Origin of the sequence: Pseudomonas sp. GW456-12-10-14-LB2, assembly GCF_002884345.1 — a bacterium.
GTDB lineage: Bacteria > Pseudomonadota > Gammaproteobacteria > Pseudomonadales > Pseudomonadaceae > Aquipseudomonas > Aquipseudomonas paraglycinae.
Map to the genome: position 1 here is coordinate 47,886 of NZ_POHV01000022.1, position 22,708 is coordinate 70,593.

The following is a 22,708-nucleotide window of genomic DNA, read 5'->3' on the forward strand; positions in this document are numbered from 1 at the left end:
GCGTTCAGGGCTTGCGGGCAATGATCACCTGACTCTTGGCCACCACCGCATCCAGCGCCTGCTTGATCTGCGCGCCGCGCGGCGAGTCGAGCACCGCTTGCCAGGTCTCGGCCCAATGGTTGAGCAACGGGTGATCCGGGTTGCTGAAATCGACCTTGGCCTCCCAGAACAGCAACATCCACATCGACCAGTAAAAGCCGTACTGGCTATGGCTGATGATCTCGAGTCCCGCCTCGCTGACCATCGCCTTGAACTGCTCTTCACTGATGATGCGAATGTGGTTGGGCTTCTGGAAATACTCCGGCGCGGCGATATCTTTCTGCAGGTCTTCGGAGCTCGGATGCGGCACGCTCAACAGGTACAGCGCGCCCGACTGACCGACGCGCACCAGCTCGGCAAGGAACTGCGCCGGGTCGTCGACGTGCTCGATGACTTCGGTGGACACCACACGAGTGGCGGTGCCATCGGCGATCGGCAGCGGATTGCAGTCGGTGACATGGCATTCGACCCCACGCGCCGGGGTATCGCTCAGGCGCTGGCGGGTCGCCTCGACCTTGGCGCCGTCGATGTCGGCAATGATGATCTTCGCCCCGCGCATGCCGCAGAAATGCACGTTGCCACCGTCGCCGCAGCCAACGTCCAGCAAGGTGTCATCGGCGGTCACCGGGAAGCCTTTGAACAGCTCACCGGTTTCCTGGTTGAACCAGCCGCTGAGCATCGCGTCGTGCAGGCCGAGCATGTACGAATCGACCTTCCCGGCAGCTGGCTGCTCGGGCATCGGTGCAGGCGTCGACGCCGTGAGTTTCTTCAAAAGGCTCAGCATGAGGTGGCTCCAGAGGATGGGACGGCGATTCGCGATGTACCGAGGCGCCGCACCAGGGCAGCGCCTCGATTGCGCATCGGCATTTCGATGAGACGGTAATTGAGCTCGCTGAGCAGCACGATCAGACCGAACGCCAGCAACAGCGTGATGATCGGGTGACCGGCAGGGCTGGACATTCCCGCCTCCTGCAAGCGGAAGATCAGCTCACGCACCAGTTGGTAAGCCGGAATGTGGATGAGGTAGATCCCGTAGGAACGGCTGCCGACCCATGCCATCAACTGTTGCAGCCTGCCGGCAGGCAGCAGGTAATCGCGGTTGTACGAAGCGATCCACACCAGCAGCGCACCGAGCACGGCAATCGAGCCGATGCGGTAAGAAACAAAGGTGAAACGGTCGGTGGCCATGTAGCTCAGCAGCAGCGCCAGCACGATCAGCGCGCCCACTCCGGCCCACGGGCGGCGCAGGAAAGTCGGCTCCCACCGGCGATAGCCCGGCTGCATGCTCCACATCGCCAGCAACACACCCAGGGCCAGCGCATCGGTACGGATGACCATCAGTATCGGCGTGCGCAGGGTGAACAATTGCACCGCAACCAGTGCCAGCAGCGCCCAGACCAGATGCTTGCGGCACACCAGAATCAGCAGCGGGAACAGCAGATAGAACTGCTCCTCCAGCGCCAGGCTCCAATACACGAAACTGCTGCCGTACTCGTAATGAAAGAAACTGTCGGCAAAACGGAAGTTAGCGTACTGCAACACGCCCGCCAGCGTCGCCTGCAGGTTGGCGTGCAGCGTACCGAACGCTCCGGAGCGATTGAGAAACAGGCACGCCAGCAACATCAGCGCCAGCCACAGCCACGCCGACGGCAGCAGACGAAAGACCCGGCGCAACCAGAAGTTGCGCGTCTGCTCCCAGTATTCCTGACGGGTCGTGCAACCTCGCAACGCCGGGATCAGGCTGCGGGCTATGACGAATCCGGAGATCGCGAAAAACAGATCGACGCCCCACCACGGCTGCGCCCAGGCGTGGATTTTTTCCAGCAGGGGTACCGGGTCGGTGAACAGGCTGCCCTGCAAATGATGAAACAGCACACCGAGCACCGCGATCGCCCGCAGCACTTCGATGTCCAGGATTCGTTTGTCACTCATGCCTGGGGCACCTCGGTGCCCGCGGATGCCTGATGCTCGAACAGTTGCGCGAGAAAAACCTGCAACCGCTGCTCTGCCACTGCCTGACTGCAGAAACCCTGCAGACTGCTGACGGCCCGGGCCGCCATGTGTGCGTAACGCTGCGGATCGTGTTTCGCCACTTCGTAGCTGTCGCGGTAGGCCACGCAGACCGACGCCCAGTTGGTCATGTAGCGCAGGGTACGGAAAGCCCTGCGCGGATCGTGAGGCCAGGCGGTAAGTTCATCGGAGGACTCGACCAGGAATGCGTTCTCGGCACTCAGGTAATCGATCATCGCCGTGGTCCGCGGCGCCACGGCCGGCTTGCCGCAGGACATGAATTCCATCAACGGCAGGCACTGGCCCTCACCGTAAGAAGTATTCACCACGTAACGCGTGGCCTGTACCAGACGCTCGTAGTCCGCGTCCGCGAGGTAGCCATAAATCAGCACGATGCGACAGCAATAGGACTGGTTCTTATACAGGTGATGAAGAATGTCGCTGAGCGCTTCTTCGGCATCGTGGTGCGTGAGCTTGAGTACCAGCGTCGCGTCTTCGATGTCGCGAAACGTCACGCAGAATGCGCTCAGCATGTCTTCCCAGTTCTTGCGGCCGTCACCGGGATTGAACACCGACGTGTAGACGACCCCGTCCAGCAACAACTCTTGCTCGCACACCGGTGCCTGGAAATCGATGCCCTCACCACGGCGCAAATGTTCCGGGCCGAAGGCATCGAGGTCGAGCTGGCGACTGTCGGCGACCAGTCCCTTGATCGTCAGTCGCACCGGTCCGGTCGGAGACTGACCCTGAAGCTGCGCGCCTCGGGCTGCGAAGCGATCCCATACCGGCGCCGGGACCGCGACAATCGGGTAATCGGCGCCCATGGCCTCGCGCACGGCATTGACCGTGTAACCGGAATGGGTGATCGCCGCACCGCAGGCCCGGAGCACCGTGCGCCAGTCGTTGCGCGGCTCGTTGTCGAAGGGTTCGTTGGGGATGGTGCTGAATTCCCAGGCGAATACCGGCAGTGTCGGGCACGCGAGGTGGATCGGCGTGCGGTGCGGCGGCGAGAACGACAGAAACACGCAGGGCTCGCCACGGGCCAGGCATTCCAGATACAACGCATCGACTTCGCGCGCCGGATCAACGACTTCCACCACACGCCCAAGGCGTTCGAGCACCGGCCGGTACTCCTTGAGTACGAAGTAGTAGCTGTACTCCGAACGGCCGAGGTTTTGCGCGATGGTGTGCTGGTTGGTTTCCGAATGAATGATGATCAGCATGAGGCGTTGTCCGTCACAGGGGCGGCATCGGCGGCCAATGGCTCGAGGCCGAAAAAGTCCGCCATGCGCCGTTGCACCGGGGCGAACGCGCAATACTCTTGCATGCGTTCGACAGCGGCGGCAGACATGCGCGCGTACTCCTGCGGCTGCGCCCTGGCCATCCGGTAGCTGTTCTCATAGGCGCTTTTGAGCGAAGCCCAGTCCGGCCGATAGCGCAGCGTGCGATAAATTATCCGGGTGTCCTGAGGCCAGATCGTCAGCTCTTCGCTGGACCGGACGACGAAGGCCACCGTATCGTCGATGTAGTCTTCCATGGCCGTATGGTCCGGGGCGATCACCGGTTTGCCGCTGGACATGAACTCCATCAGCGGCAGGCACAGGCCTTCGCAGCGTGAGGCGTTGACGTAAAAACTGGCGGCCTGGTAAAGCCGCGCGTATTGCGCGTCGTCCAGGTAACCGTGCATCACCAGCACCCGGCAGGCGAACGGTGTCAGTTGCGCGAGCAGGGTCATCAGTTCGCTGTAGTAGGACGCCAGATCGTTCTGGGTAATCTTCAGTACCAGCGTCGCGTCAGGCGTTTCGCGAAAGGCCCAGCAGAACGCGGTGATCAGGTGGTGCCAGTTCTTGCGGCCGTCTTTGGGGTTGAACACGGTGACGTAGATCACGCCTTCCACCGCGGTCTCGACCACCGAGGAGGTGTCCGGCAAATCCAGCGGGGGTGGCTCGACCACCGCCACCGCATGCGGAGCGGCGATGGCCGGGAAACGTTTTTCAAGCCAGGCGTGTGCGCTGTCCGACAGCAGATCCTGCACACCTTCCCAGTACCAGTGGTGCAGGAATTTCACCCGTTCTTCACCCGCGCCCAGCCTCCACAGACGCAGATAGTGACGGGCAATGACCAGGCGTCGTTTGACCGTCAGCGGTGGTGGGCGCAGGGCCTCGATTTCAGCCAGTTGTTCGGCGGTCAGCGGTTTGGGCAGCAAATCGTCGGCAGACAGTCCCAGCGTGCGGCTGTCGAAAATGCAGCCCTTGATCGCCAGGGTCGCGCCTGGATTGATCGGCGCACTGACGTGCTGCTCACGAATGGCGGCGAAGTTTTCCCACAAGGGCGTCGGCAGCACGAGTACCGGAAAGTCCTCGCCCATGGCGCGGCGAATCGCGCGGGCGGTGTGGCTCGACAGCGTTATGGCCCGTCCCTGTCGTGCGAGCATCTGCGTCCAGTCATGGCGCGGATCATCGTCCCACGACTCGTCCGGGATCGAATCGAACTCCCATGCGATCACGCAGATCGTCGGGCATTCAAGATCGCTCGGGGTATTTTGCGGCGGAGTAAAAGACAGAAACACGCTGGACTCGCCGGCAGCAAGCAGCCGTCGATAGAGCGGATCGACCTCGGCGGTGGTGGACACCACATGCACCTGCCCGAGGCTTTCAAGCACCGGGCGATAGGCCTTGAGCACGAAGTAATAGCTGTATTCGGGACGCCCGAGACTCTGGCTGATGGAGCGGTCGTTGACGTCCGAGTAGAGAATGAAATTCATGGCATCCCACGGTGAAACCGCCGTCCCGGCAACTTCACGCTATGACGGCCTGGCCATTGGATCGAGTCGGCAGGGCCGATGCTCGTCCAGTGTTCCGGGACATGTCTTCGTTCTTGTTTTAGTGGTCAGATTCACCCGGTTGCACACCCACTCCGGCAGCGTTCGGGGAACCGTGACGAGGGGCATTCTAAACACATCCGTTGAAGGTTCGGGAACCGCCCGACGAGAAAAACGCGACTACGCTGACGAGAACTGACCGGTCACGGTTTGGCCGGTTGAAATTGCTGCGCAATTGGCACAGATTGACAGCCAAACAACTACAACAATGACTTCACCTGCCGTTCTGCCCGGTTTTACCAGGGGTCTGACAGACATTCCCTTAAAGCCTGTGGGAAGAGGTGAAAGTTAAAGACCAAGGGGTCGCTGTTTGAAAAAAAGTCTGTTCATCACGGGCCTCAGTGGGTTCGTAGGACAACACATCCAGTCACGTCTGCAAGGGGAAGACGCGTCGTGGCAGCTGCTGCCTGCCGCCTCGGCCTACGACCTGACAAAACCGGACAGCCTTATCGATCTGTGGCCGCAGCTGCCCGATGCGATCATTCACCTGGCTGGACAAACCTTCGTCCCCGAAGCTTTCCGCGACCCGGCACGTACTCTCGACATCAACCTGCTCGGCACTCTGAACCTGTTGCAGGCCCTCAAGGCCCGCGGCTTCAAGGGCACGTTCCTGTATGTCAGCTCGGGCGACGTCTATGGCCAGGTCGAAGAACCCGCGCTGCCGATCACCGAACAACAACCACCCTGCCCGCGCAATCCCTATGCAGTCAGCAAGCTGTCGGCGGAGTTCCTCAGCCTGCAATGGGGGCTGAGCGAAGGTTGGCCGGTACTGGTCGCGCGTCCGTTCAACCACATCGGCACCGGGCAGAAAGACAGTTTTGTCATCGCCAGCGCCGCGCGGCAGATCAACCGTATCAAGCAAGGCCTGCAGGCGCCGCAACTGGAAGTCGGTGACATTGATGTCACCCGCGATTTCCTCGACGTCGGCGATGTGGTCTCGGCCTATTTCGCGCTGCTGGAAAAAGGCACGCCGGGGCAGGTGTACAACATTTGCTCAGGCCATGAGCAAAGCATCCGCAGCCTCATCGAACAGATGGCCGACCTGGCCCAGGTCAAGCTGCAACTGGTTCAGGATCCGGCACGCATGCGCCGCGCGGATCAGCGTCGCGTCTGCGGCAGCCACCAACGGCTGGCCCGGAGCACAGGATGGACGCCGCAAATCACTACACAACAATCCCTGCGGGCGATCCTGTCCGACTGGGAGACACGAGTACGACAAGAATGACAAAAAGTGCATTGATCACAGGGATCACCGGCCAGGATGGCGCGTATCTGGCCAGACTGTTGCTCGACAAGGGTTACAAGGTTCACGGCCTGGTGGCGCGACGCAGCAGCGACTCGCGCTGGCGCCTGCGCGAGATGGGTGTCGAGGCTGACATCGTTTATCTGGACGGCGACATGGCCGACGCCTGCTCGGTGCAGCGTGCGGTCATCAAATCGGCGCCGGACGAGGTGTATAACCTGGCGGCCCAGAGCTTCGTCGCTGCCTCCTGGGACCAACCGGTGACCACCGGCATCGTCGACGGCCTGGGCGTGACTCACTTGCTCGAAGCGATCCGTCAGTTCAGCCCGCACACGCGTTTCTATCAGGCGTCCACCAGCGAAATGTTTGGCCTGATCCAGGCCGAGCAACAGGACGAAAACACGCCGTTCTATCCGCGCAGCCCTTACGGCGTGGCCAAGCTCTATGGCCACTGGATCACCGTCAACTACCGCGAAAGCTTCAACCTGCACGCCAGCAGCGGCATCCTGTTCAACCATGAATCGCCCCTGCGCGGTATCGAGTTCGTCACCCGCAAGGTCACCGACGCTGCGGCCCGGATCAAGCAGGGCAAACAGCAGGAGCTGGCCCTGGGCAACATCGATGCCAAGCGCGACTGGGGCTTCGCCGGTGACTACGTCGAGGCCATGTGGCTGATGCTGCAACAGGACAAGCCCGACGATTTCGTGGTCGCCACCGGCGTCACCACCACCGTGCGCGAGATGTGCCGCATCGCCTTCGATCACGTCGGCCTGAACTACCGCGACTACGTGAAGATCGACCCGGCGTTCTTCCGCCCGGCCGAAGTCGAAGTGCTGCTCGGCAACCCGGCCAAGGCCCAGCGCGTGCTCGGCTGGAAACCCAGGACCGACCTCGACACCCTGATCCGCATGATGATGGATGCAGACATGAAACGCGTCGCCAAGGAGTAGGCCATGCTGATCCCCGTGATTCTGTCCGGCGGTGCCGGCACCCGTTTGTGGCCGGTGTCCCGCGAGGGCCACCCGAAGCCGTTCATGACCCTGCCCGACGGCCAGTCGCTGCTGGGCAAGACCTACCGGCGCGCCGCCGCGCTGCTGGACGGCTGGGGCGACATCGTCACGGTGACCAACCGCGAGTACTACTTCCAGAGCAAGGATCACTATCAGGCCGCGCGCCTTTCACGCCATCGCGGGCATTTTCTGCTCGAACCCGCCGGGCGCAACACCGCACCGGCCATCGCGGCGGCAGCGCTGTCGCTGCAAGCCCTGCACGGTGATGCAGCGATCATGGTGGTGATGCCTGCCGACCATCTGATCGTCAACGAAGACGCGCTCAAGAGCGCGGTCGAACATGCAGTCAATCTGGCAAAAGACGGTTATCTGGTGACCTTCGGTGTGGTGCCGACCGCCCCGGAAACCGGATTCGGCTACATCGAAACCGGCGCGCCACTGGACGCAAACGGCGCAGCCAAGGTGCAGCGCTTCGTGGAAAAGCCCGACCTGCAAACCGCGACCCATTATCTGGAGAGCGGCAACTTCCTGTGGAACTCGGGGATGTTCTGTTTCACCACCGCGACCCTGATCGCCGAGTTGGCGCTGCACGCCCCCGAGTTGCTGGAACAGACCCGCGCCTGCATGGCCGCCAGCGAACCGGTGGAAACCGTCGGCTGCCTGCAACAGGAACTGTCGCCGCAGCTGTTCGCCGAGATCACCGACATCTCCATCGACTACGCGCTGATGGAGCGCTCGGAAAAGGTCGTGGTGGTGCCCGCCGGTTTCGACTGGAGCGACATCGGTTCGTGGGGCGCGGTCGCCGCGCTGGTGCCGGCCGACGCTGACAATAACCGCGCCAGCGGCGAAGCGATTTTCATCGACAGCCGCAACAACTTCGTTCAAAGCGAAGGCCGGCTGGTGGCCGCCGTCGGTGTGGAAGACCTGATCATCATCGACACCGCCGACGCCGTGCTGGTGGCCCACGCCGACCGTGCTCAGGATGTGCGGCGCGTGGCCAAGCAGCTCAAGGACAAATCCCACGAAGCCTATCGCCTGCATCGTACGGTCAGCCGTCCGTGGGGCACCTACACCGTGCTCGAGGAAGGCCCGCGCTTCAAGATCAAGCGCATCGTGGTCAAGCCCGGCGGCAAGCTGTCGTTGCAGATGCACCATCACCGCAATGAACACTGGGTGGTGGTCGAAGGCATGGCCAAGGTCACCAACAACGGCAGCGGCACGACCCTGGTGGCGAAGAACGAATCGACGTTCATCGCCGCCGGTCACAAGCACCGTCTGGAGAACCCCGGCGTGATCGACCTGGTGATCATCGAAGTGCAAAGTGGCGAATACCTGGGAGAGGACGACATCGTCCGCTTCGAAGACCAGTACGGCAGGACGGTTTAAATGCTGCTTTCCCTGTATCGCTCGCTGCATGACTATCGAGGTTTCATTCTCGGCAGCGTGCAGCGAGAGTTTCAATCGCGGTATCGCAATTCACTGCTCGGTGCCTTGTGGCCCGTGTTCAACCCGCTGTCGATGATCATCGTCTACACCGTGATCTTTTCCCACATCATGCGCGCACGCCTGCCGGGCGTGGATGACAGCATGGCCTACAGCGTCTACCTCTGCGCCGGTCTGCTGGCCTGGGGGCTGTTCTCTGAAATCACCCTGCGCAGTCAGACCATGTTTCTGGACAACGCCAACCTGCTGAAGAAAATCAGCTTCCCCAGAATCTGCCTGCCGGTGATTGTGCTCTGCAACGCGGCAATCAACTTCGCCATCATCATCGGCCTGTTCCTCGGCTTTCTGCTGATCACCGGGCGCTGGCCGGGCATGGCGCTGCTGGCGCTGATCCCCCTGATTGCGCTGCAAATGATGTTCTGCGCCGGGCTGGGCATGATCCTCGGCGTATTGAATGTGTTCTTTCGCGATGTCGGTCAGCTCTTCGCCATCTGCCTGCAGTTCTGGTTCTGGCTGACGCCGATCGTGTACCCGATGAGCATCCTGCCGGAGTGGGTTCAGCGCCTGCTGCAACTCAACCCGTTGACCAACCTGATCGGCAGCTATCAGAACCTGTTCCTGTATGGGCAGTGGCCCGTCTGGAGTTCGCTGCTGCCGGTGTTCATCACCGCGCTGGTGATGTGCCTGATCGGCCTGCGGCTGTTTCGCAGGCGTGTCGGTGAAATGGTGGATGAACTCTGATGGGACATATTCGCGTCACCGGCCTGGGCAAGGCCTATAAGCAGTATCCCAATCGCTGGAGTCGCCTGGCGGAATGGCTGATCCCGTTTTCGCCCCTGCGCCACCACCAGCATTGGGTGCTGCAGGATGTCGCTTTCGAAATCGCTTCCGGAGAGGCGGTGGGCATCGTCGGCGCCAACGGTGCGGGTAAAAGCACCTTGCTGAAAATGATCACCGGCACCACTCAACCCACATGCGGCAAGATCGAAATTGAAGGTCGCGTCGCCGCATTGCTGGAATTGGGCATGGGCTTTCACCCGGACTTTACCGGCCGCCAGAACGCAATCATGGCCGGGCAACTGCTGGGGCTGCAGGTCGACGAAATCGAAGCGATGATGCCCGACATCGAACATTTCGCAGAAATCGGCGAGGCCATCGATCATCCGGTGCGCACCTACTCCAGCGGCATGCAGATGCGCCTGGCCTTCAGCGTCGCCACCGCACGGCGACCGGATATCCTGATCGTCGACGAGGCGCTGTCGGTGGGTGACGCCTACTTTCAGCACAAGAGTTTCGACCGCATCCGCAGCTTCCGCAAGGCGGGCACGACACTGCTGATCGTGTCCCACGACCGCTCGGCGATCCAGTCGATCTGCGACTCGGCGATCCTGCTCAAGGACGGCCAGATGGCCATGTACGACAAGCCGGAAGTGGTGCTCGATTACTACAACGCCCTGATGGCCGAACGCGAAGGCCAGATCGTGCGTCAGGAAATGCTCGCCGGCGGCGAGGTGCGGACTGTGTCCGGCACCGGTGAGGCCGTCATCCTCGGGGTGCGCCTGCTGGATGAACAGGAGCGCTCCATCGAGGCTGCAGAGGTCGGTCAGCCGGTGGTATTGGAAGTACAGGTTGAGGTGCGCAGCGACATCGAACGAATGGTGCTCGGCTTTCTCATCAAGGACCGCCTGGGCCAGATGATGTATGGCATCAATACCCATCGCCTCGACAAGGCCCTGACGGATCTGCACGCCGGAGAACGTTTCACCTATCGCTTTGCCTTCGTGATGGGTCTGGGCAAGGGCAATTACTCGGTATCGCTGAGCCTGTCGCGACTGGACTCTCATATGGATCGGAACTTCGAGTGGCGCGACTATGGCCTGGTGTTTCATGTGATCAACGGCCGGCAGGAAAATTTTGTCGGCTGCTCGTGGCTCGACGCCAAGGCCTCGATAACCCGCCATACCGCCGCTGCGCTGACTGAGCGCGCGCCATGACCCGGCTGCTGGTCGAATGCACCCACGTGTTCAAACACCCGAAGGTCAATTCGGGGATTCAGCGGGTGGTGCGCAACGTCATCAAACAGCTGCCGCCGAGCGCCGAAGGGGTCGAATGCGTGCCGGTGATCCTGCTCAAGGGCAGGCTCTACCGTGTGACGCGTCTGGCGCCGCTGGACTCACCGCTGTTCAATACCATCGCCACGCTTGGCGAACGCCTGGAACGGCTTGCCCACCGCTTCTGGCAAGTGCATCAGCGGCTGGACACACGCTGCCGAACAAAGCTGACACGACGTTTGTTGTACGTCGGCTATCGCCTCACGTCGTTCGGTGTATTCGGGATACCACTGCGGTTGGTCGAGCAGATCAATCGCTATCAACTGGATCGACGCTGTGAGCCGCTGCAACACCAGCCCGGCGATCATCTGGTGTTGCTGGATTCTTCCTGGCATTCGGACTTTTTTCTGCACGCCGAGCGCCTCAAACATGAAGGTCTGGGCATCGTCGCGGTGATCTACGACCTGATTCCCCTGTCCCACCCGCAGTTTTACGACACGCGGCTGGTCGAGGTATACAGCGAGTGGTTCGACTGGATCGCCCACAACGCCGACGGTTTCATGGCGATTTCCGCCACCGTGCGCAATCAGGTGCGTACAGAACTGCAACGTCGCCTCGGATCGGAACAGACCGGCAAACGCTGGTTCGACTATTTTCACCTCGGTTCCGAGCTGGATCTGCAGAGCGTTGAAGCTGCCGTCGAACCGCGTCTGCAACGGCTGTTCGCCACACCGGAGCCGGTGTTCCTGATGGTCAGTACCATCGAGCCGCGCAAGAACCACGACTATCTGTTGGATGCCTTCGACCATGCGTGGGCGAACGGCTCGAAAGCCCGGTTGTGCATCGCCGGGCGCATCGGTTGGAAGTGCGACGCGCTGCTTGCCCGGATTCGCCATCACCCCGAGCTCAACCGGCGCCTGTTCATGTTCAACGACTTGAGCGACACCAGCCTCGAACACGCCTACGCCCATGCCGGCGCGCTGGTGTTTCCATCGTTCGTCGAAGGTTTCGGCCTGCCGCTGGTGGAAGCCATGCAACGCGGGCTGCCGGCGATGGGCAGCGACATCCCGGTGTTCCGCGAGATTGGCGGTGAATTCATGGCGTATTTCGACCTGCAGTCGCCGCAAAGCCTCGCCGATCTGGTGCAGAGCTTTGAGCGCAGCGGTCGATTCCCCGCCGCCCGGGATGTCAGCGACTGGCAATGGATCGGCTGGCGCGAAGCCAGCGCGCAACTGGCCGAGCGTACCGCACGCCATGTGCTGGAGGCGCCTCAGGTGCCAGCGAGGCAACATGCGCATAGCCCTTAACGCCCGGATTCTCCAGGCACCGCGCACCGGCATCGGCCATTACGTCGCCGAGCTGGTAAATGCCTTGCACGCGGACACCGATATCGACGTGGCGCTCTTCCATGGCTGGGGCTGGAGTTCGCAGCTGCCGGAAGCAGCGATGCCCGGTTATTCGCGTCTGACGCCATTGCTGCGGCAGATCCCCGGGGCCTATCAGGCGCGCCGGTGGCTTGAGCAGAAACGCTTCGATCAGGGCCCGGCGCACCCGGTCGATCTGTATCACGAACCGAGCCTGTGGCCGCTGGCCTTCGATGGCCCGACCGTGATCACCCTGCACGATCTGACGCACCTGCATTTCCCCGAGACCCAGCCGCCGGCACGGCTGCGGGAAATCGAGCGACGACTCGCCGACGGCGTACGCCGGGCACGGATCATCCTGACAGACTCGCAAGCCATCGCTGACGAGGCACGGGAATATTTCGGACTGCCTGCCGAGCGTTTCGTGGTCGCGCCGCTGGGTGTTGCCGAGCGTTTCCATCCGCGCGAGCCGGAAGACATCGACACGGTGCTCAAGGCCCATGCGGTCGAGTTCCGGGAGTATTTCCTCTGCGTCGGCACTCTGGAGCCACGCAAGAACCTGAACCTGGCTCTGCGCGCCCACGCGCTGTTGCCGGATCTGGTACGCCAGCGTTTTCCGCTGTTGATCGTCGGCATGGCCGGCTGGCAGCGCGACCAGTTCAGTGATGAATTGCAGCAGGCGCTGGCTTGCGGGCACGTGTGCCTGCTCGGCTACTTGCCCGATGAGCAAGTCGCGCAATTGCTGTCCGGCGCCCGGGCGCTGATTTTTCCGTCGCTGTATGAAGGTTTCGGCCTGCCGGTGCTGGAAGCGATGGCCAGCGGCACGCCGGTGGTGCTCACCCGCTCTTCGGCCATGCCGGAAGTGGCGGGAGACGCCGGCAACTATATTGAAGCTGACGATGCAGACGGCTTGCGTGATGCGATGAGCCGACTGATCGAAGATCAAGCGCACTGGCAGGCATGCCGGAAAGCCGGATTGCAGCAGGCACGGCTTTTTTCCTGGAAGCGTTGCGCGCAGGCCACGGCCGGCGCCTACCTCCAGGCCATGGGAGGTTGAATGCGGGTTCTGCATTTTTTCAAGACGTACCTGCCTGACTCGGTCGGCGGTATCGAACAAGTGATCTTTCAACTCTGCGAGAGCGGCGCCCAGCACGGCATCGACGGCCAGGTGCTGACCCTTAGCGCCAATCCAGAGCCTGCTGTGGTGCGTCTCGGCCAGCACGAAGTGCATCGGGCAAAACTGGATATCCAGTTCGCCTCCACCGGTTTTTCCTGGAGCGTGTTCAAGCAGTTTCGCGAACTGGCCGCCGAAGCCGACGTGATCAACTACCACTTCCCGTGGCCGTTCATGGATCTGGTGCACTTCGCCAGCGGCGTGAACAAACCGACGGTGGTGACGTACCACTCGGACATCATTCGCCAGAAGCACCTGCTCAAACTCTATCGCCCACTGATGAACCGCTTCCTCGCCAGCGCCGACCGGGTTGTCGCGGCCTCGCCTAACTATCTGCACACCAGCGATGTGTTGCAGCAATTCCAGGACAAGACCCGCGTCATCCCTTATGGCTTGAACAAGGCAGGTTATCCACAGGCCGATGTCGAGCGCATGAACCGCTGGCGCCAGCAGCTTGGGGATAAGTTTTTCCTGTTTGTCGGGGTGATGCGCTATTACAAAGGCCTGCACATCCTGCTTGATGCTTTGAAGGACGTTGACTACCCGGTGGTGATCGTCGGCGCGGGCCCGCTGGAGCAGGAGCTGCACGCCCAGGCCGCCGCGCTTGGCCTGAAAAACATTCATTTCCTCGGCCGTCTGAGCGATGAAGACAAGGTTGCCCTGCTGCAACTGAGCTATGCCATCGTCTTCCCGTCGCACCTGCGCTCGGAAGCGTTCGGCATTTCTCTGCTCGAAGGCGCGATGTACGGCAAACCGATGATTTCCAGCGAGATCGGCACCGGCACCAGCTACATCAATATCCACAACGAAACCGGGCTGGTGGTGCCACCGAGTCATCCCCAGGCGTTTCGCGAAGCGATGCGCACCCTGTGGGAAAACCCGGCCCGCGCCGCCGAAATGGGCCTCAAGGCAGAGGCCCGCTATCGGCAGTTATTCACAGCCGACGAAATGGGCCGCAAGTGGACCGAGTTGTATCAGGAGCTGCTGGAGGAAAAGGCGTTGTCCTACGCCTGATCCCTTACAGATCCAGCACCAGCGGCTGGGCACTCTGCGCCGGCACCGCGCAGCAAATCAGCACCTGCCCCTCCTCCGGCACTTCAGCCGGAGGCTGTGGATAATTCACCGCGCCGCTGATCAGCCGTGTCTTGCAGGTGCCGCACGAACCACCGCGGCAACTGAACTCCGGACGCAATCCACGGCTTTCCGCCAGCTCCAGCAAACTGCCGCCGTCGGGCTGCCAACGTGCTTCCTTGGCCGAACGCTCGAACACCACCGGTACCGATGTGGTCGCGGCGGGCAATTGCTCGATCACGATCGCATCCGGATCGGGTTGGCGCTTGAGGGTCGAAGGGCCGAAGGTTTCGGCATGGATCTGCCCGTCCCGCACATCCAGTTCACGCAGAGTGTCATAGATACCCTGGGTAAAACCGCCGGGGCCGCAGAGTACAAAGTCGACCTGATCGAAATCCTCGTCGGTCAGCAGATTGCGCAACAGATCGCCATCGATACGGCCACGCAGGTCGAAGTCTTTTCCTTCGACCAGATCGTCTTCCGGCTGACTTAGCACTCGCAACACTTTCACGGCATCACCGGCGTCCTCCAGCAACCGGTCCAGCTCGGCGCGAAACGGCTGGTCGGCGAGGCTGCGGGAACTCTGAACAAACAGGGTCGGACGAATCCGCCGGGTCCGCAGGCCCTGATACACCACCTCACGCAGCATCGAAAGCAATGGCGTGATGCCGACGCCCGCAGCCAGCAGCACCAATGGACGGCGTTCCAGCGCCGCTACAGTGAAATGCCCCTGGGGCAATCGCGCCTCCAGCACGTCGCCGACGCGAATCTTTTCGTGAAGGTGGGTCGATACCCGCCCTTCGCGTTTCACGCTGATCCGGAAGAAATCATCCGACGGCGCGCCCGACAGGCTGTAAGTACGGATGTGCACCTCACCGTCGAGGTTGAACCGAAGCGGCAGATGCTGCCCGGCGAGAAACACCGGCAGTCCTGCGCCATCGTCCGGCTCCAGATAGATCGAGCGGATGTGACGGCTTTCCATTTCGACTTTTGCCACGCGCAATGGCCGCCAGCTGTCCCCCAATGCCTTGGCCTGCAATCGTGCATCGGCCTGGGCCCAGTTGCCGGTCAGCAGGCTGGTGGGTGACATGCCGTCGAAGCGCCAGCGAAGAGCCAGCGCTGCCGGACGCCGAACCAGTTTTTCCACCTCGAAAGTCCACAACCGTTCGGCGCCCTGGAAGGCCTCGATCTGCGGCGCCTCGAGAATGATCTCGGTGCGACCGCTGAGCTGCAACACATCGCCTGTGGAAAAGTCGATGAACAGCAAGCCGGCCAAGGGATTGAGGAGCAGGTTGCCCAACGTATTGAAGTGCAGGTTGCCGGCAAAATCAGGGATCGTCAGGCGATTACCCTCGATCCGCACAAAACCGGGCTGACCGCCGCGGTGGGAAACATCCACCGAACGCTCACCGTCGACATCGACATAACTGGCGACGAAGAAGGTGTCGGCACTTTCAATCAGTGCAATGGCGGCGTCATCAAGGCTGTCACGGTGTTCGGCTTTGCGGGTCTGCGGATCCGTCAGCGGCACTCGCTGAAACTGTCGCAATTGAATGTACTGCGGGCAGTTGCCGAACGACTGATCGACCGTCAGCCCGAAGCCGTTCGCATCGAAATTATCGATGTGGCCATTTAGCCGATTGCGCCGGCGGGTGTGCAGTTCGATCCCAAGCAGACCGATCGCTGCGCCAGCCTTTAACTGTGCAGGATCATCAGCAGCCGGCAGACTTGCGAACTGCAGTTGCGTCGGCTCGGGAGAGTGAGCAAAGCCCGGCTCGCCCTCCAGCACACTGGCCCAGGGGCGACCTTCGGCATCCACCGCGCCGTACAGCATGAAGGGCAATTGCTGATAGAACTGGCGGTGTTGATCCGGCATCCAGGTGCGAATCACCTTACGACCGAATTCCTCCATGCGCTCGGCAACGCCGACATGGGCCTGCAACTGTTGCTCGCCAGCGTGCCACGGTGAACGTTCCATCACGGTCTCTCCCCTGCGCCGTCGGCGCAGATTGAATGTCAGACGGTGGTTTGCAGGCCGGCAACGGTGCGTGGCATGCCGACAAAACCGGGCAGCGCCTCAATCCGCGAAAGCCAGGCGCGAACGTTAGCGTAGTCGTCCAGCGACACATTGCCTTCCGGCGCATGGGCGATGTAACTGTAGGCCGAGACATCGGCAATGGTCGGCTCAGTGCCGGTCAGGTACGGGGTTTTGCCCAGTTCCGCATCCATCACCTTGAGAAAATTGTGCGCACGGGTGATGACCTCCTCGGCGTTGAACTTCGCCCCGAACACCGTGATCAAGCGTGCGGCAGCGGGCCCGAAAGCAATCGGCCCGGCGGCGGCCGACAACCAGCGCTGCACGTGCGCGGCGCCGACCGGATCACTTGGCAGCCAGCGGCCATTGCCGTATTTCTGTGCCAGGTAGACAAGAATCGCGTTGGAGTCCGCGAGCACCACACCATTGTCATCAATGGCCGGAACCTGGCCGAAGCTGTTGATGGCCAGATATGCCGCCTGTTTATGTTCACCCTTGGCCAGATCGACGAAGATCAGCTCGGTCGGCAGTTGCAACAGTGACAACATCAGTTCGACGCGATGGGCGTGGCCGGAACGCGGGAAGTTGTAGAGTTTGATCGCTTGCATGGTCGACTCCGCTGGATGATGGCGCCGTTCAGGATGGACGGTGGCCGTAGGAGCCATCTTCCCCTGATCGCGAAAACAACAGAATCACCAGCAAATGCAATCCATTATTTCTCTGGATGAAATAACGCAGCGTTTTTCAGCGCCGGATGCTCGCGCAGCGCCTGCACGATGAAGTCGACAAAACTGCGTATCCGCGCCGGCGCCTTGCGCCCGCCCTGATACACCACATGGATCGGCAGAGCAGGCAGTTCAAACTCGGCGAGGACGATTTCCAGTTCGCCGGAAGCCACCTTGCCGGCCACCTGATAAGACAGCACCCGGGTCAACCCCAGACCCAACGACGCCGCTGTGATCGCAGCTTGATTGGCGGTAACCACCAGACGCGGCTCCGGTTTTACGCCAATGAGCTCACCGTTTTCCATGAATGGCCAACTGCGCTGCTGGCCGATGGCCGACGTCGCCACCACCGGCGCCCCGGCCAAGGCCTGCGGATGGGTCGGCCGGCCATGGACCGCAAAGTATTCCGGCGAACCACAAATTACCCGCCGCACCTCACCGACCCGGATCGCATGCTGATTGCTGTCCGGCAACTCGCCGATGCGCACCGCGACGTCGACGCCCTCCTCGACCATGTTCACCACCCGGTCGAGCAACAGGGCATTGATGGAAACGTCCGGGTATTGCGTCAGATAACGCGCCATTACCGGCGTGACGAACTGTTCTCCGAATAAAACTGGCGCCGTCACCGTCAACTGCCCACGGGGCTGGGTATGACTGCCGGCAGCGGAATCCTCCGCTTCCTGCACCTCGGCGAGAATTCTCCGACAGTCTTCCAGATAACGCAGACCCGCTTCGCTCAAATGCACGCTGCGGGTGGTACGGATCAACAACTGCGTACCAATTCGCTGCTCCAGCCCCGCCACCGCCCGGGTCACGCTGGCTGCCGACAAACCCAGGCGCCGCGCGGCAGCGGAGAAGCCCTGCTCCTGGGCGACGATGGCGAAGACCTGCATTTCCTGGAAGCGATCCATGGTGCCCTCGATCCGGATAAAAAAATCGCAGCCGAAGCTGCGATTTTATGGGGGTGATTCAACTGTGGATAACTTATTCCACCGTCACCGACTTCGCCAGGTTACGCGGCTGGTCAACGTCAGTGCCCTTGAGCACAGCAACGTAGTACGACAGCAATTGCAGCGGAATGGTGTAGAGGATCGGCGACAGGATATCGTGGATGTGCGGCATCTGCACCACGTGGGTGCCTTCGCCGTTGGTCATCCCGGCTTTCTCGTCAGCGAACACGATCAGTTCGCCGCCGCGGGCGCGGACTTCCTGCAGGTTGGACTTGAGCTTCTCCAGCAGTTCGTTGTTCGGTGCGACGGTGACCACCGGCATGTCGTTATCCACAAGCGCCAGCGGGCCGTGTTTCAGTTCGCCAGCCGGATAGGCTTCGGCGTGGATGTACGAGATTTCCTTGAGCTTCAAGGCCCCTTCCATCGCCACCGGGAATTGCGCGCCACGGCCCAGGAACAGGGTGTGGTTTTTCTCGGCAAACAGCTCTGCGATTTTTTCCACCGTGCTGTCCATGGCCAGCGCTTCGCCCAGACGGGTTGGCAGACGACGCAGCTCTTCGACCAGCGTGGCTTCAACGCCTTTGCCCAAAGTACCGCGCACCTGACCCAAAGACAGGGTCAGCAACAGCAGACCGACCAGTTGCGTAGTGAAAGCTTTGGTCGAAGCCACGCCGATTTCGCGACCGGCCTGGGTCAGCAGAGTCAGGTCGGATTCGCGCACCAGCGAACTGATCCCAACGTTGCAGATCGCCAGGCTACCGAGGAAGCCCAGTTCCTTGGCGTTGCGCAGCGCAGCCAGGGTGTCGGCGGTTTCGCCGGACTGGGAAATGGTGACGAACAGGGTGTCCGGCTGCACCACTACCTTGCGGTAGCGGAACTCGCTGGCGACTTCGACCTGGCATGGAATGCCGGCCAGCTCTTCGAGCCAGTAACGGGCAACCATGCCGGCGTGGTAGCTGGTGCCGCACGCCACGATCTGCACGTTGCGCACTTTGGCGAACAGTTCGGCCGCTTGCGGGCCAAACGCCTGCACCAGCACCTGATCCGAACTCAATCGACCTTCCAGGGTGCGCTGCACCACGGATGGCTGCTCGTGGATTTCCTTGAGCATGTAGTGACGGAACTCGCCTTTGTCGGCGGCTTCGGCGCCATCGGTGTACTGGACGGTCTGGCGCTCGACGGCTTTGCCGCTCACGTCCCAGATCTGCACCTTGTCACGCTGGATTTCGGCGATATCGCCCTCTTCCAGGTACATGAAACGGTCGGTGACCTGACGCAGGGCCAGTTGGTCGGAAGCGAGGAAGTTCTCGCCCAGGCCCAGACCGATCACCAGCGGGCTGCCGCTGCGGGCTGCGACCAGTCGATCCGGCTGCTGTGCGTGGATAACCGCCAGACCGTAGGCGCCATGCAGTTCCTTGACCGCGGCCTTCAGGGCGTCGGTCAGGTCCGGCAGATTTTTGAGCTTTTCAGTCAGCAGGTGGGCGATGACTTCGGTGTCGGTGTCCGAGGTGAACACGTAGCCCAGCGCCTTGAGTTGTTCACGCAGCGCCTCATGGTTTTCGATGATGCCGTTGTGCACGACGGCAACGTCACCGGAGAAATGCGGGTGGGCATTGCGCTCGCTCGGCGCACCGTGAGTGGCCCAACGGGTGTGGGCAATGCCGAGACGGCCTACCAGCGGATGTTCGGCGAGCGCCGCGTCGAGTTCGCTGACCTTGCCCACACGACGGGTGCGTTCCAGAGTGCCGTCATTGGTGTACACCGCCACACCGGCGCTGTCATAACCCCGGTATTCGAGGCGCTTGAGGCCTTCGACCAGAATGGCGGTGATGTTACGTTCAGCTACCGCGCCGACAATTCCACACATGCTTATTTCTCCTGACTGACAGTCGCGCAAATCAAGTTGATACCGCGAGCCTGAATCTGAGCGCGTGCCTCAAGGGGCAGGCGATCATCGGTAATTAGGGTATGGACGCTGCTCCATGGCAGCTCCAGGTTGGGAATCTTGCGGCCGATCTTGTCGGCCTCGACCATCACGATCACTTCCCGCGCCACTTCCGCCATCACCCGGCTCAGGCCGAGCAGCTCATTGAAAGTGGTGGTGCCGCGCACCAGGTCGATGCCATCGGCACCAATAAACAACTGATCGAAGTCGTAAGAGCGTAGTACCTGCTCGGCGACCTGGCCCTGAAAGGATTCCGAGTGGGGATCCCACGTACCGCCGGTCATCAGCAGTACCGGCTCGTGTTCGAGCTCGCTCAGGGCGTTGGCCACGTGCAGGGAATTGGTCATCACCACCAGGCCTGGCTGCTGGCCAAGCTCGGGAATCATGGCGGCGGTGGTGCTGCCGCTGTCGATGATGATGCGGGCGTGCTCGCGGATGCGTGTAACCGCGGCGCGGGCAATCGCCTGTTTGTATTTGGAAACGTTCTGACTGACGTCTGCCACCAACTCTTGAGGCATGGTGATCGCTCCCCCGTAACGGCGCAGCAACAGGCCATGACTTTCCAGGGCGGCGAGATCCTTGCGAATCGTAACTTCCGAAGTTTCGAAGCGCTTGGCCAGTTCGTCCACACTCACTTCGCCCTGCTCATTAAGCAAAGCCAGAATGTTGTGACGACGCTGAGGTGTATTGCGTTTCGACATGGGCTACTAAGTTTCGATTCGAAAGATAACGGAAGCAATCAAAACCTATCAGCTGCAAATCGTCAAGACGTGCCCAATAAAAAAGACCGCCGGCGGCGGTCTTTTTCATACATCGAGCATTGTGGATAACTCAGCTCTTCTTGATCTTCTCAGGCCGCTTCCAGCCATCGATGTTCTTCTGCCGTGCCCGACCAACCGCCAACTGCGCGTTATCCACATTCTGGGTAATGGTCGAACCGGCCGCAGTGGTTGCGCCGGCGGAGATATCCACAGGTGCGACCAGCGAGTTGTTGGAGCCGATGAACACATCTTCGCCCAACACGGTTTTCCACTTGTTGGCGCCATCGTAGTTGCAGGTGATGGTGCCGGCGCCGATATTGGTGCGCGCACCGATCTCGGCGTCACCAAGGTATGTCAGGTGTCCGGCCTTGGCGCCCTCGCCCAAGCGGGCATTTTTCAGTTCGACGAAGTTACCCACATGGGCGCGGGCCTCAAGCACAGTGCCCGGACGCAGACGGGCAAACGGGCCGGCATCGCTGCCTTCACCCAACACTGCGCCATCAATATGACTGTTGGCCTTGATCACCACGCCTTTGCGCAGGGTGCTGTCCTTGATCACGCAGTTCGGGCCGATGACCACGTCGTCCTCAATGACGACCTTGCCTTCGAGAATCACGTTGATATCGATCAGCACGTCGCGACCGACGGTCACTTCGCCACGTACATCAAACCGGGCCGGATCGCGAAGAGTGACACCCTGAGCCATCAGGCGACGACCGGCGCGCAACTGATAATGACGCTCCAGCTCGGAGAGCTGTTTGCGATCGTTGGCGCCCTGCACTTCCATCGGGTCGTGCGGTTGTTCGGTGGCGACAGTCAGGCCGTCGTTGACTGCCATCTCGATCACGTCGGTCAAGTAATACTCGCCCTGCGCGTTGTTGTTCGACAGGCGACTCATCCAGTCCGCCAGGCGGTTGGCCGGCACAGCCAGGATGCCGGTATTGCCTTCGGTGATCGCCCGTTGTGCTTCGCTGGCGTCTTTGTGCTCAACGATGGCGGCCACCTTGCCGTCGGCGTCGCGCACGATGCGGCCATAACCGGTGGGGTCGTCCAGTTCGACGGTGAGCAGACCCATTTGCCCCGGTACAACGTGCTTGAGCAGACGCTGCAAGGTCTCGACCTCGATCAACGGCACGTCACCGTAGAGAATCAGTACGGTATCGGCCGTAATGAACGGAACAGCCTGGGCCGTGGCGTGGCCGGTGCCCAGCTGCTTGTCCTGCAACACGAAGTTCAGGTCGTCTGCGGCCAGACGTTCGCGTACTACATCCGCACCATGGCCGATGACGACATGGATGCGCTGTGGATCAAGTTGACGGGCGCTGTGGATAACATGACCGAGCATGGAGTCGCCGGCAATCGGGTGCAGCACTTTTGGCAGCGCGGAACGCATGCGGGTGCCTTGACCGGCCGCGAGGATAACGATTTCAAGAGACATGACTGGCTACCAATCCTGGGTGGTCAGCAACTGCGACCGGGGTTTCGGGAATTCTGAAAAGAAAAAAGGGTAGCCGAGGCTACCCTTTTTTATCAATCGCACAACAAGTGGCTGACGGATTAACCGCCAAACTTCTTGCGGATCTGCTGGACGGTGCGCAGCTGAGCTGCAGCCTCGGCCAGACGTGCGGATGCAGCTCCGTAGTCGAAATCTGCGCTCTTCTCATGCAGAGCAGCTTCGGCAGCCTTGAGAGCTGCTTGAGCCTGAGCTTCATCCAGGTCGGCGGCACGTTGCACGGTATCGGCAAGCACCTTGACCATGTTCGGCTGAACCTCGAGGAAACCACCGGAGATGTAGAACACCTCGGCTTCCCCGCCTTGCTTGATCAGGCGGATCGGACCTGGCTTCAGATTAGTGATCAGCGGCGCGTGGCCCAGAGCGATACCAAGATCACCCAGAGCACCGTGCGCAATCACCATCTCGACCAGGCCGGAAAAGATTTCTCCTTCCGCGCTGACGATGTCGCAATGGACTGTCATAGCCATCTGATTGCCTCAACCTAAAT

General features: G+C 61.3%; 19 protein-coding genes. 8 read left to right on the forward strand and 11 right to left on the reverse strand.

Annotated elements, in window-relative coordinates; genetic code table 11:
• Positions 1–4: 4 nt before the first annotated feature.
• Genes C1X29_RS16660 through C1X29_RS16675 form a run of 4 tightly spaced genes read right to left on the reverse strand, consistent with a single transcriptional unit; the run spans position 5 to position 4,813 of the window.
• Positions 5–823: a class I SAM-dependent methyltransferase gene (locus C1X29_RS16660; protein WP_085747987.1), complete on the reverse strand. Its 819-nt coding sequence runs from the start codon at positions 821–823 to the stop codon at positions 5–7.
• Positions 817–1,971: an acyltransferase gene (locus C1X29_RS16665; protein ID WP_102687925.1), complete on the reverse strand. Its 1,155-nt coding sequence runs from the start codon at positions 1,969–1,971 to the stop codon at positions 817–819. Before C1X29_RS16665 ends, C1X29_RS16660 begins: the two co-directional genes overlap by 7 nt.
• Positions 1,968–3,272 carry a glycosyltransferase gene (locus tag C1X29_RS16670; protein WP_102717937.1) on the reverse strand — a complete coding sequence of 435 codons (1,305 nt, stop codon included), beginning with the start codon at positions 3,270–3,272 and terminating at the stop codon, positions 1,968–1,970. Before C1X29_RS16670 ends, C1X29_RS16665 begins: the two co-directional genes overlap by 4 nt.
• Positions 3,266–4,813 (reverse strand): glycosyltransferase family 4 protein, encoded by a 1,548-nt coding sequence (locus C1X29_RS16675; protein WP_102717938.1) that lies wholly within the window; start codon positions 4,811–4,813, stop codon positions 3,266–3,268. Before C1X29_RS16675 ends, C1X29_RS16670 begins: the two co-directional genes overlap by 7 nt.
• A gap of 427 nt (positions 4,814–5,240) precedes the next feature.
• On the opposite strand from C1X29_RS16675, the gene C1X29_RS16680 reads away from it, so the two are divergent.
• Genes C1X29_RS16680 through C1X29_RS16715 form a run of 8 tightly spaced genes read left to right on the forward strand, consistent with a single transcriptional unit; the run spans position 5,241 to position 14,229 of the window.
• Positions 5,241–6,155, forward strand: a complete 915-nt coding sequence (locus C1X29_RS16680; RefSeq protein ID WP_102717939.1) for a GDP-mannose 4,6-dehydratase — start codon at positions 5,241–5,243, stop codon at positions 6,153–6,155.
• Complete coding sequence (gene gmd, locus C1X29_RS16685) at positions 6,152–7,123, forward strand: GDP-mannose 4,6-dehydratase (RefSeq protein WP_085747992.1); 972 nt, start codon at positions 6,152–6,154, stop codon at positions 7,121–7,123. Before C1X29_RS16680 ends, gmd begins: the two co-directional genes overlap by 4 nt.
• A 3-nt stretch (positions 7,124–7,126) precedes the next feature.
• On the forward strand, positions 7,127–8,569 hold the full coding sequence (locus tag C1X29_RS16690) for a mannose-1-phosphate guanylyltransferase/mannose-6-phosphate isomerase (RefSeq protein WP_102717940.1): 1,443 nt from the start codon (positions 7,127–7,129) through the stop codon (positions 8,567–8,569).
• Positions 8,570–9,367, forward strand: a complete 798-nt coding sequence (locus tag C1X29_RS16695) for an ABC transporter permease (protein WP_085747994.1) — start codon at positions 8,570–8,572, stop codon at positions 9,365–9,367.
• A complete protein-coding gene (locus tag C1X29_RS16700) occupies positions 9,367–10,620 on the forward strand; it encodes an ABC transporter ATP-binding protein (protein ID WP_102717941.1) in 1,254 nt (417 codons plus the stop codon). Before C1X29_RS16695 ends, C1X29_RS16700 begins: the two co-directional genes overlap by 1 nt.
• Positions 10,617–11,984 carry a glycosyltransferase family 1 protein gene (locus C1X29_RS16705; RefSeq protein WP_102717942.1) on the forward strand — a complete coding sequence of 456 codons (1,368 nt, stop codon included), beginning with the start codon at positions 10,617–10,619 and terminating at the stop codon, positions 11,982–11,984. Before C1X29_RS16700 ends, C1X29_RS16705 begins: the two co-directional genes overlap by 4 nt.
• Positions 11,968–13,098 (forward strand): glycosyltransferase family 1 protein, encoded by a 1,131-nt coding sequence (locus C1X29_RS16710; RefSeq protein WP_102687918.1) that lies wholly within the window; start codon positions 11,968–11,970, stop codon positions 13,096–13,098. The genes C1X29_RS16705 and C1X29_RS16710 overlap by 17 nt, the downstream gene beginning before the upstream one ends.
• Entirely contained in the window at positions 13,099–14,229 is a 1,131-nt protein-coding gene (locus C1X29_RS16715) for a glycosyltransferase family 4 protein (protein WP_102717943.1), read from the forward strand.
• Between the two features lie 4 nt (positions 14,230–14,233).
• Here the strand turns inward: C1X29_RS16715 and C1X29_RS16720 are convergent, their stop codons facing one another.
• The 7 genes from C1X29_RS16720 to C1X29_RS16750 form a co-directional block, all read right to left on the reverse strand.
• Positions 14,234–16,264, reverse strand: coding sequence for a pyridoxamine 5'-phosphate oxidase family protein (locus C1X29_RS16720; RefSeq protein WP_102717944.1), 2,031 nt, complete (start codon positions 16,262–16,264; stop codon positions 14,234–14,236).
• 38 nt (positions 16,265–16,302) lie between these two features.
• Complete coding sequence (locus tag C1X29_RS16725) at positions 16,303–16,929, reverse strand: glutathione S-transferase family protein (RefSeq protein WP_064379665.1); 627 nt, start codon at positions 16,927–16,929, stop codon at positions 16,303–16,305.
• A 104-nt stretch (positions 16,930–17,033) separates the two neighbouring features.
• Positions 17,034–17,960, reverse strand: a complete 927-nt coding sequence (locus C1X29_RS16730; RefSeq protein WP_085747999.1) for a LysR family transcriptional regulator — start codon at positions 17,958–17,960, stop codon at positions 17,034–17,036.
• Between the two features lie 73 nt (positions 17,961–18,033).
• Positions 18,034–19,866: a glutamine--fructose-6-phosphate transaminase (isomerizing) gene (glmS, locus tag C1X29_RS16735; RefSeq protein ID WP_102687915.1), complete on the reverse strand. Its 1,833-nt coding sequence runs from the start codon at positions 19,864–19,866 to the stop codon at positions 18,034–18,036.
• Between the two features lie 2 nt (positions 19,867–19,868).
• On the reverse strand, positions 19,869–20,645 hold the full coding sequence (locus tag C1X29_RS16740; protein ID WP_102687914.1) for a DeoR/GlpR family DNA-binding transcription regulator: 777 nt from the start codon (positions 20,643–20,645) through the stop codon (positions 19,869–19,871).
• A 130-nt stretch (positions 20,646–20,775) separates the two neighbouring features.
• Positions 20,776–22,143: a bifunctional UDP-N-acetylglucosamine diphosphorylase/glucosamine-1-phosphate N-acetyltransferase GlmU gene (glmU, locus tag C1X29_RS16745; RefSeq protein ID WP_102717945.1), complete on the reverse strand. Its 1,368-nt coding sequence runs from the start codon at positions 22,141–22,143 to the stop codon at positions 20,776–20,778.
• Positions 22,144–22,262: 119 nt separating this feature from the next.
• Complete coding sequence (locus tag C1X29_RS16750) at positions 22,263–22,688, reverse strand: F0F1 ATP synthase subunit epsilon (protein ID WP_007954164.1); 426 nt, start codon at positions 22,686–22,688, stop codon at positions 22,263–22,265.
• Positions 22,689–22,708 lie beyond the last annotated feature (20 nt).

What these genes read in the sequence shown, in the direction of transcription:
- C1X29_RS16660 (WP_085747987.1), bottom strand. Translation starts at nt 823, where the DNA reads ATGCTGAGCCTTTTGAAGAAACTCACGGCGTCGACGCCTGCACCGATG.
- C1X29_RS16690 (WP_102717940.1), top strand. Translation starts at nt 7,127, where the DNA reads ATGCTGATCCCCGTGATTCTGTCCGGCGGTGCCGGCACCCGTTTGTGG.
- glmU (WP_102717945.1), bottom strand. Translation starts at nt 22,143, where the DNA reads ATGTCTCTTGAAATCGTTATCCTCGCGGCCGGTCAAGGCACCCGCATG.
- glmS (WP_102687915.1), bottom strand. Translation starts at nt 19,866, where the DNA reads ATGTGTGGAATTGTCGGCGCGGTAGCTGAACGTAACATCACCGCCATT.
- C1X29_RS16670 (WP_102717937.1), bottom strand. Translation starts at nt 3,272, where the DNA reads ATGCTGATCATCATTCATTCGGAAACCAACCAGCACACCATCGCGCAA.
- C1X29_RS16740 (WP_102687914.1), bottom strand. Translation starts at nt 20,645, where the DNA reads ATGTCGAAACGCAATACACCTCAGCGTCGTCACAACATTCTGGCTTTG.
- C1X29_RS16725 (WP_064379665.1), bottom strand. Translation starts at nt 16,929, where the DNA reads ATGCAAGCGATCAAACTCTACAACTTCCCGCGTTCCGGCCACGCCCAT.
- C1X29_RS16720 (WP_102717944.1), bottom strand. Translation starts at nt 16,264, where the DNA reads ATGGAACGTTCACCGTGGCACGCTGGCGAGCAACAGTTGCAGGCCCAT.
- C1X29_RS16750 (WP_007954164.1), bottom strand. Translation starts at nt 22,688, where the DNA reads ATGGCTATGACAGTCCATTGCGACATCGTCAGCGCGGAAGGAGAAATC.
- C1X29_RS16700 (WP_102717941.1), top strand. Translation starts at nt 9,367, where the DNA reads ATGGGACATATTCGCGTCACCGGCCTGGGCAAGGCCTATAAGCAGTAT.
- gmd (WP_085747992.1), top strand. Translation starts at nt 6,152, where the DNA reads ATGACAAAAAGTGCATTGATCACAGGGATCACCGGCCAGGATGGCGCG.
- C1X29_RS16675 (WP_102717938.1), bottom strand. Translation starts at nt 4,813, where the DNA reads ATGAATTTCATTCTCTACTCGGACGTCAACGACCGCTCCATCAGCCAG.
- C1X29_RS16730 (WP_085747999.1), bottom strand. Translation starts at nt 17,960, where the DNA reads ATGGATCGCTTCCAGGAAATGCAGGTCTTCGCCATCGTCGCCCAGGAG.
- C1X29_RS16695 (WP_085747994.1), top strand. Translation starts at nt 8,570, where the DNA reads ATGCTGCTTTCCCTGTATCGCTCGCTGCATGACTATCGAGGTTTCATT.
- C1X29_RS16710 (WP_102687918.1), top strand. Translation starts at nt 11,968, where the DNA reads ATGCGCATAGCCCTTAACGCCCGGATTCTCCAGGCACCGCGCACCGGC.
- C1X29_RS16715 (WP_102717943.1), top strand. Translation starts at nt 13,099, where the DNA reads ATGCGGGTTCTGCATTTTTTCAAGACGTACCTGCCTGACTCGGTCGGC.
- C1X29_RS16665 (WP_102687925.1), bottom strand. Translation starts at nt 1,971, where the DNA reads ATGAGTGACAAACGAATCCTGGACATCGAAGTGCTGCGGGCGATCGCG.
- C1X29_RS16705 (WP_102717942.1), top strand. Translation starts at nt 10,617, where the DNA reads ATGACCCGGCTGCTGGTCGAATGCACCCACGTGTTCAAACACCCGAAG.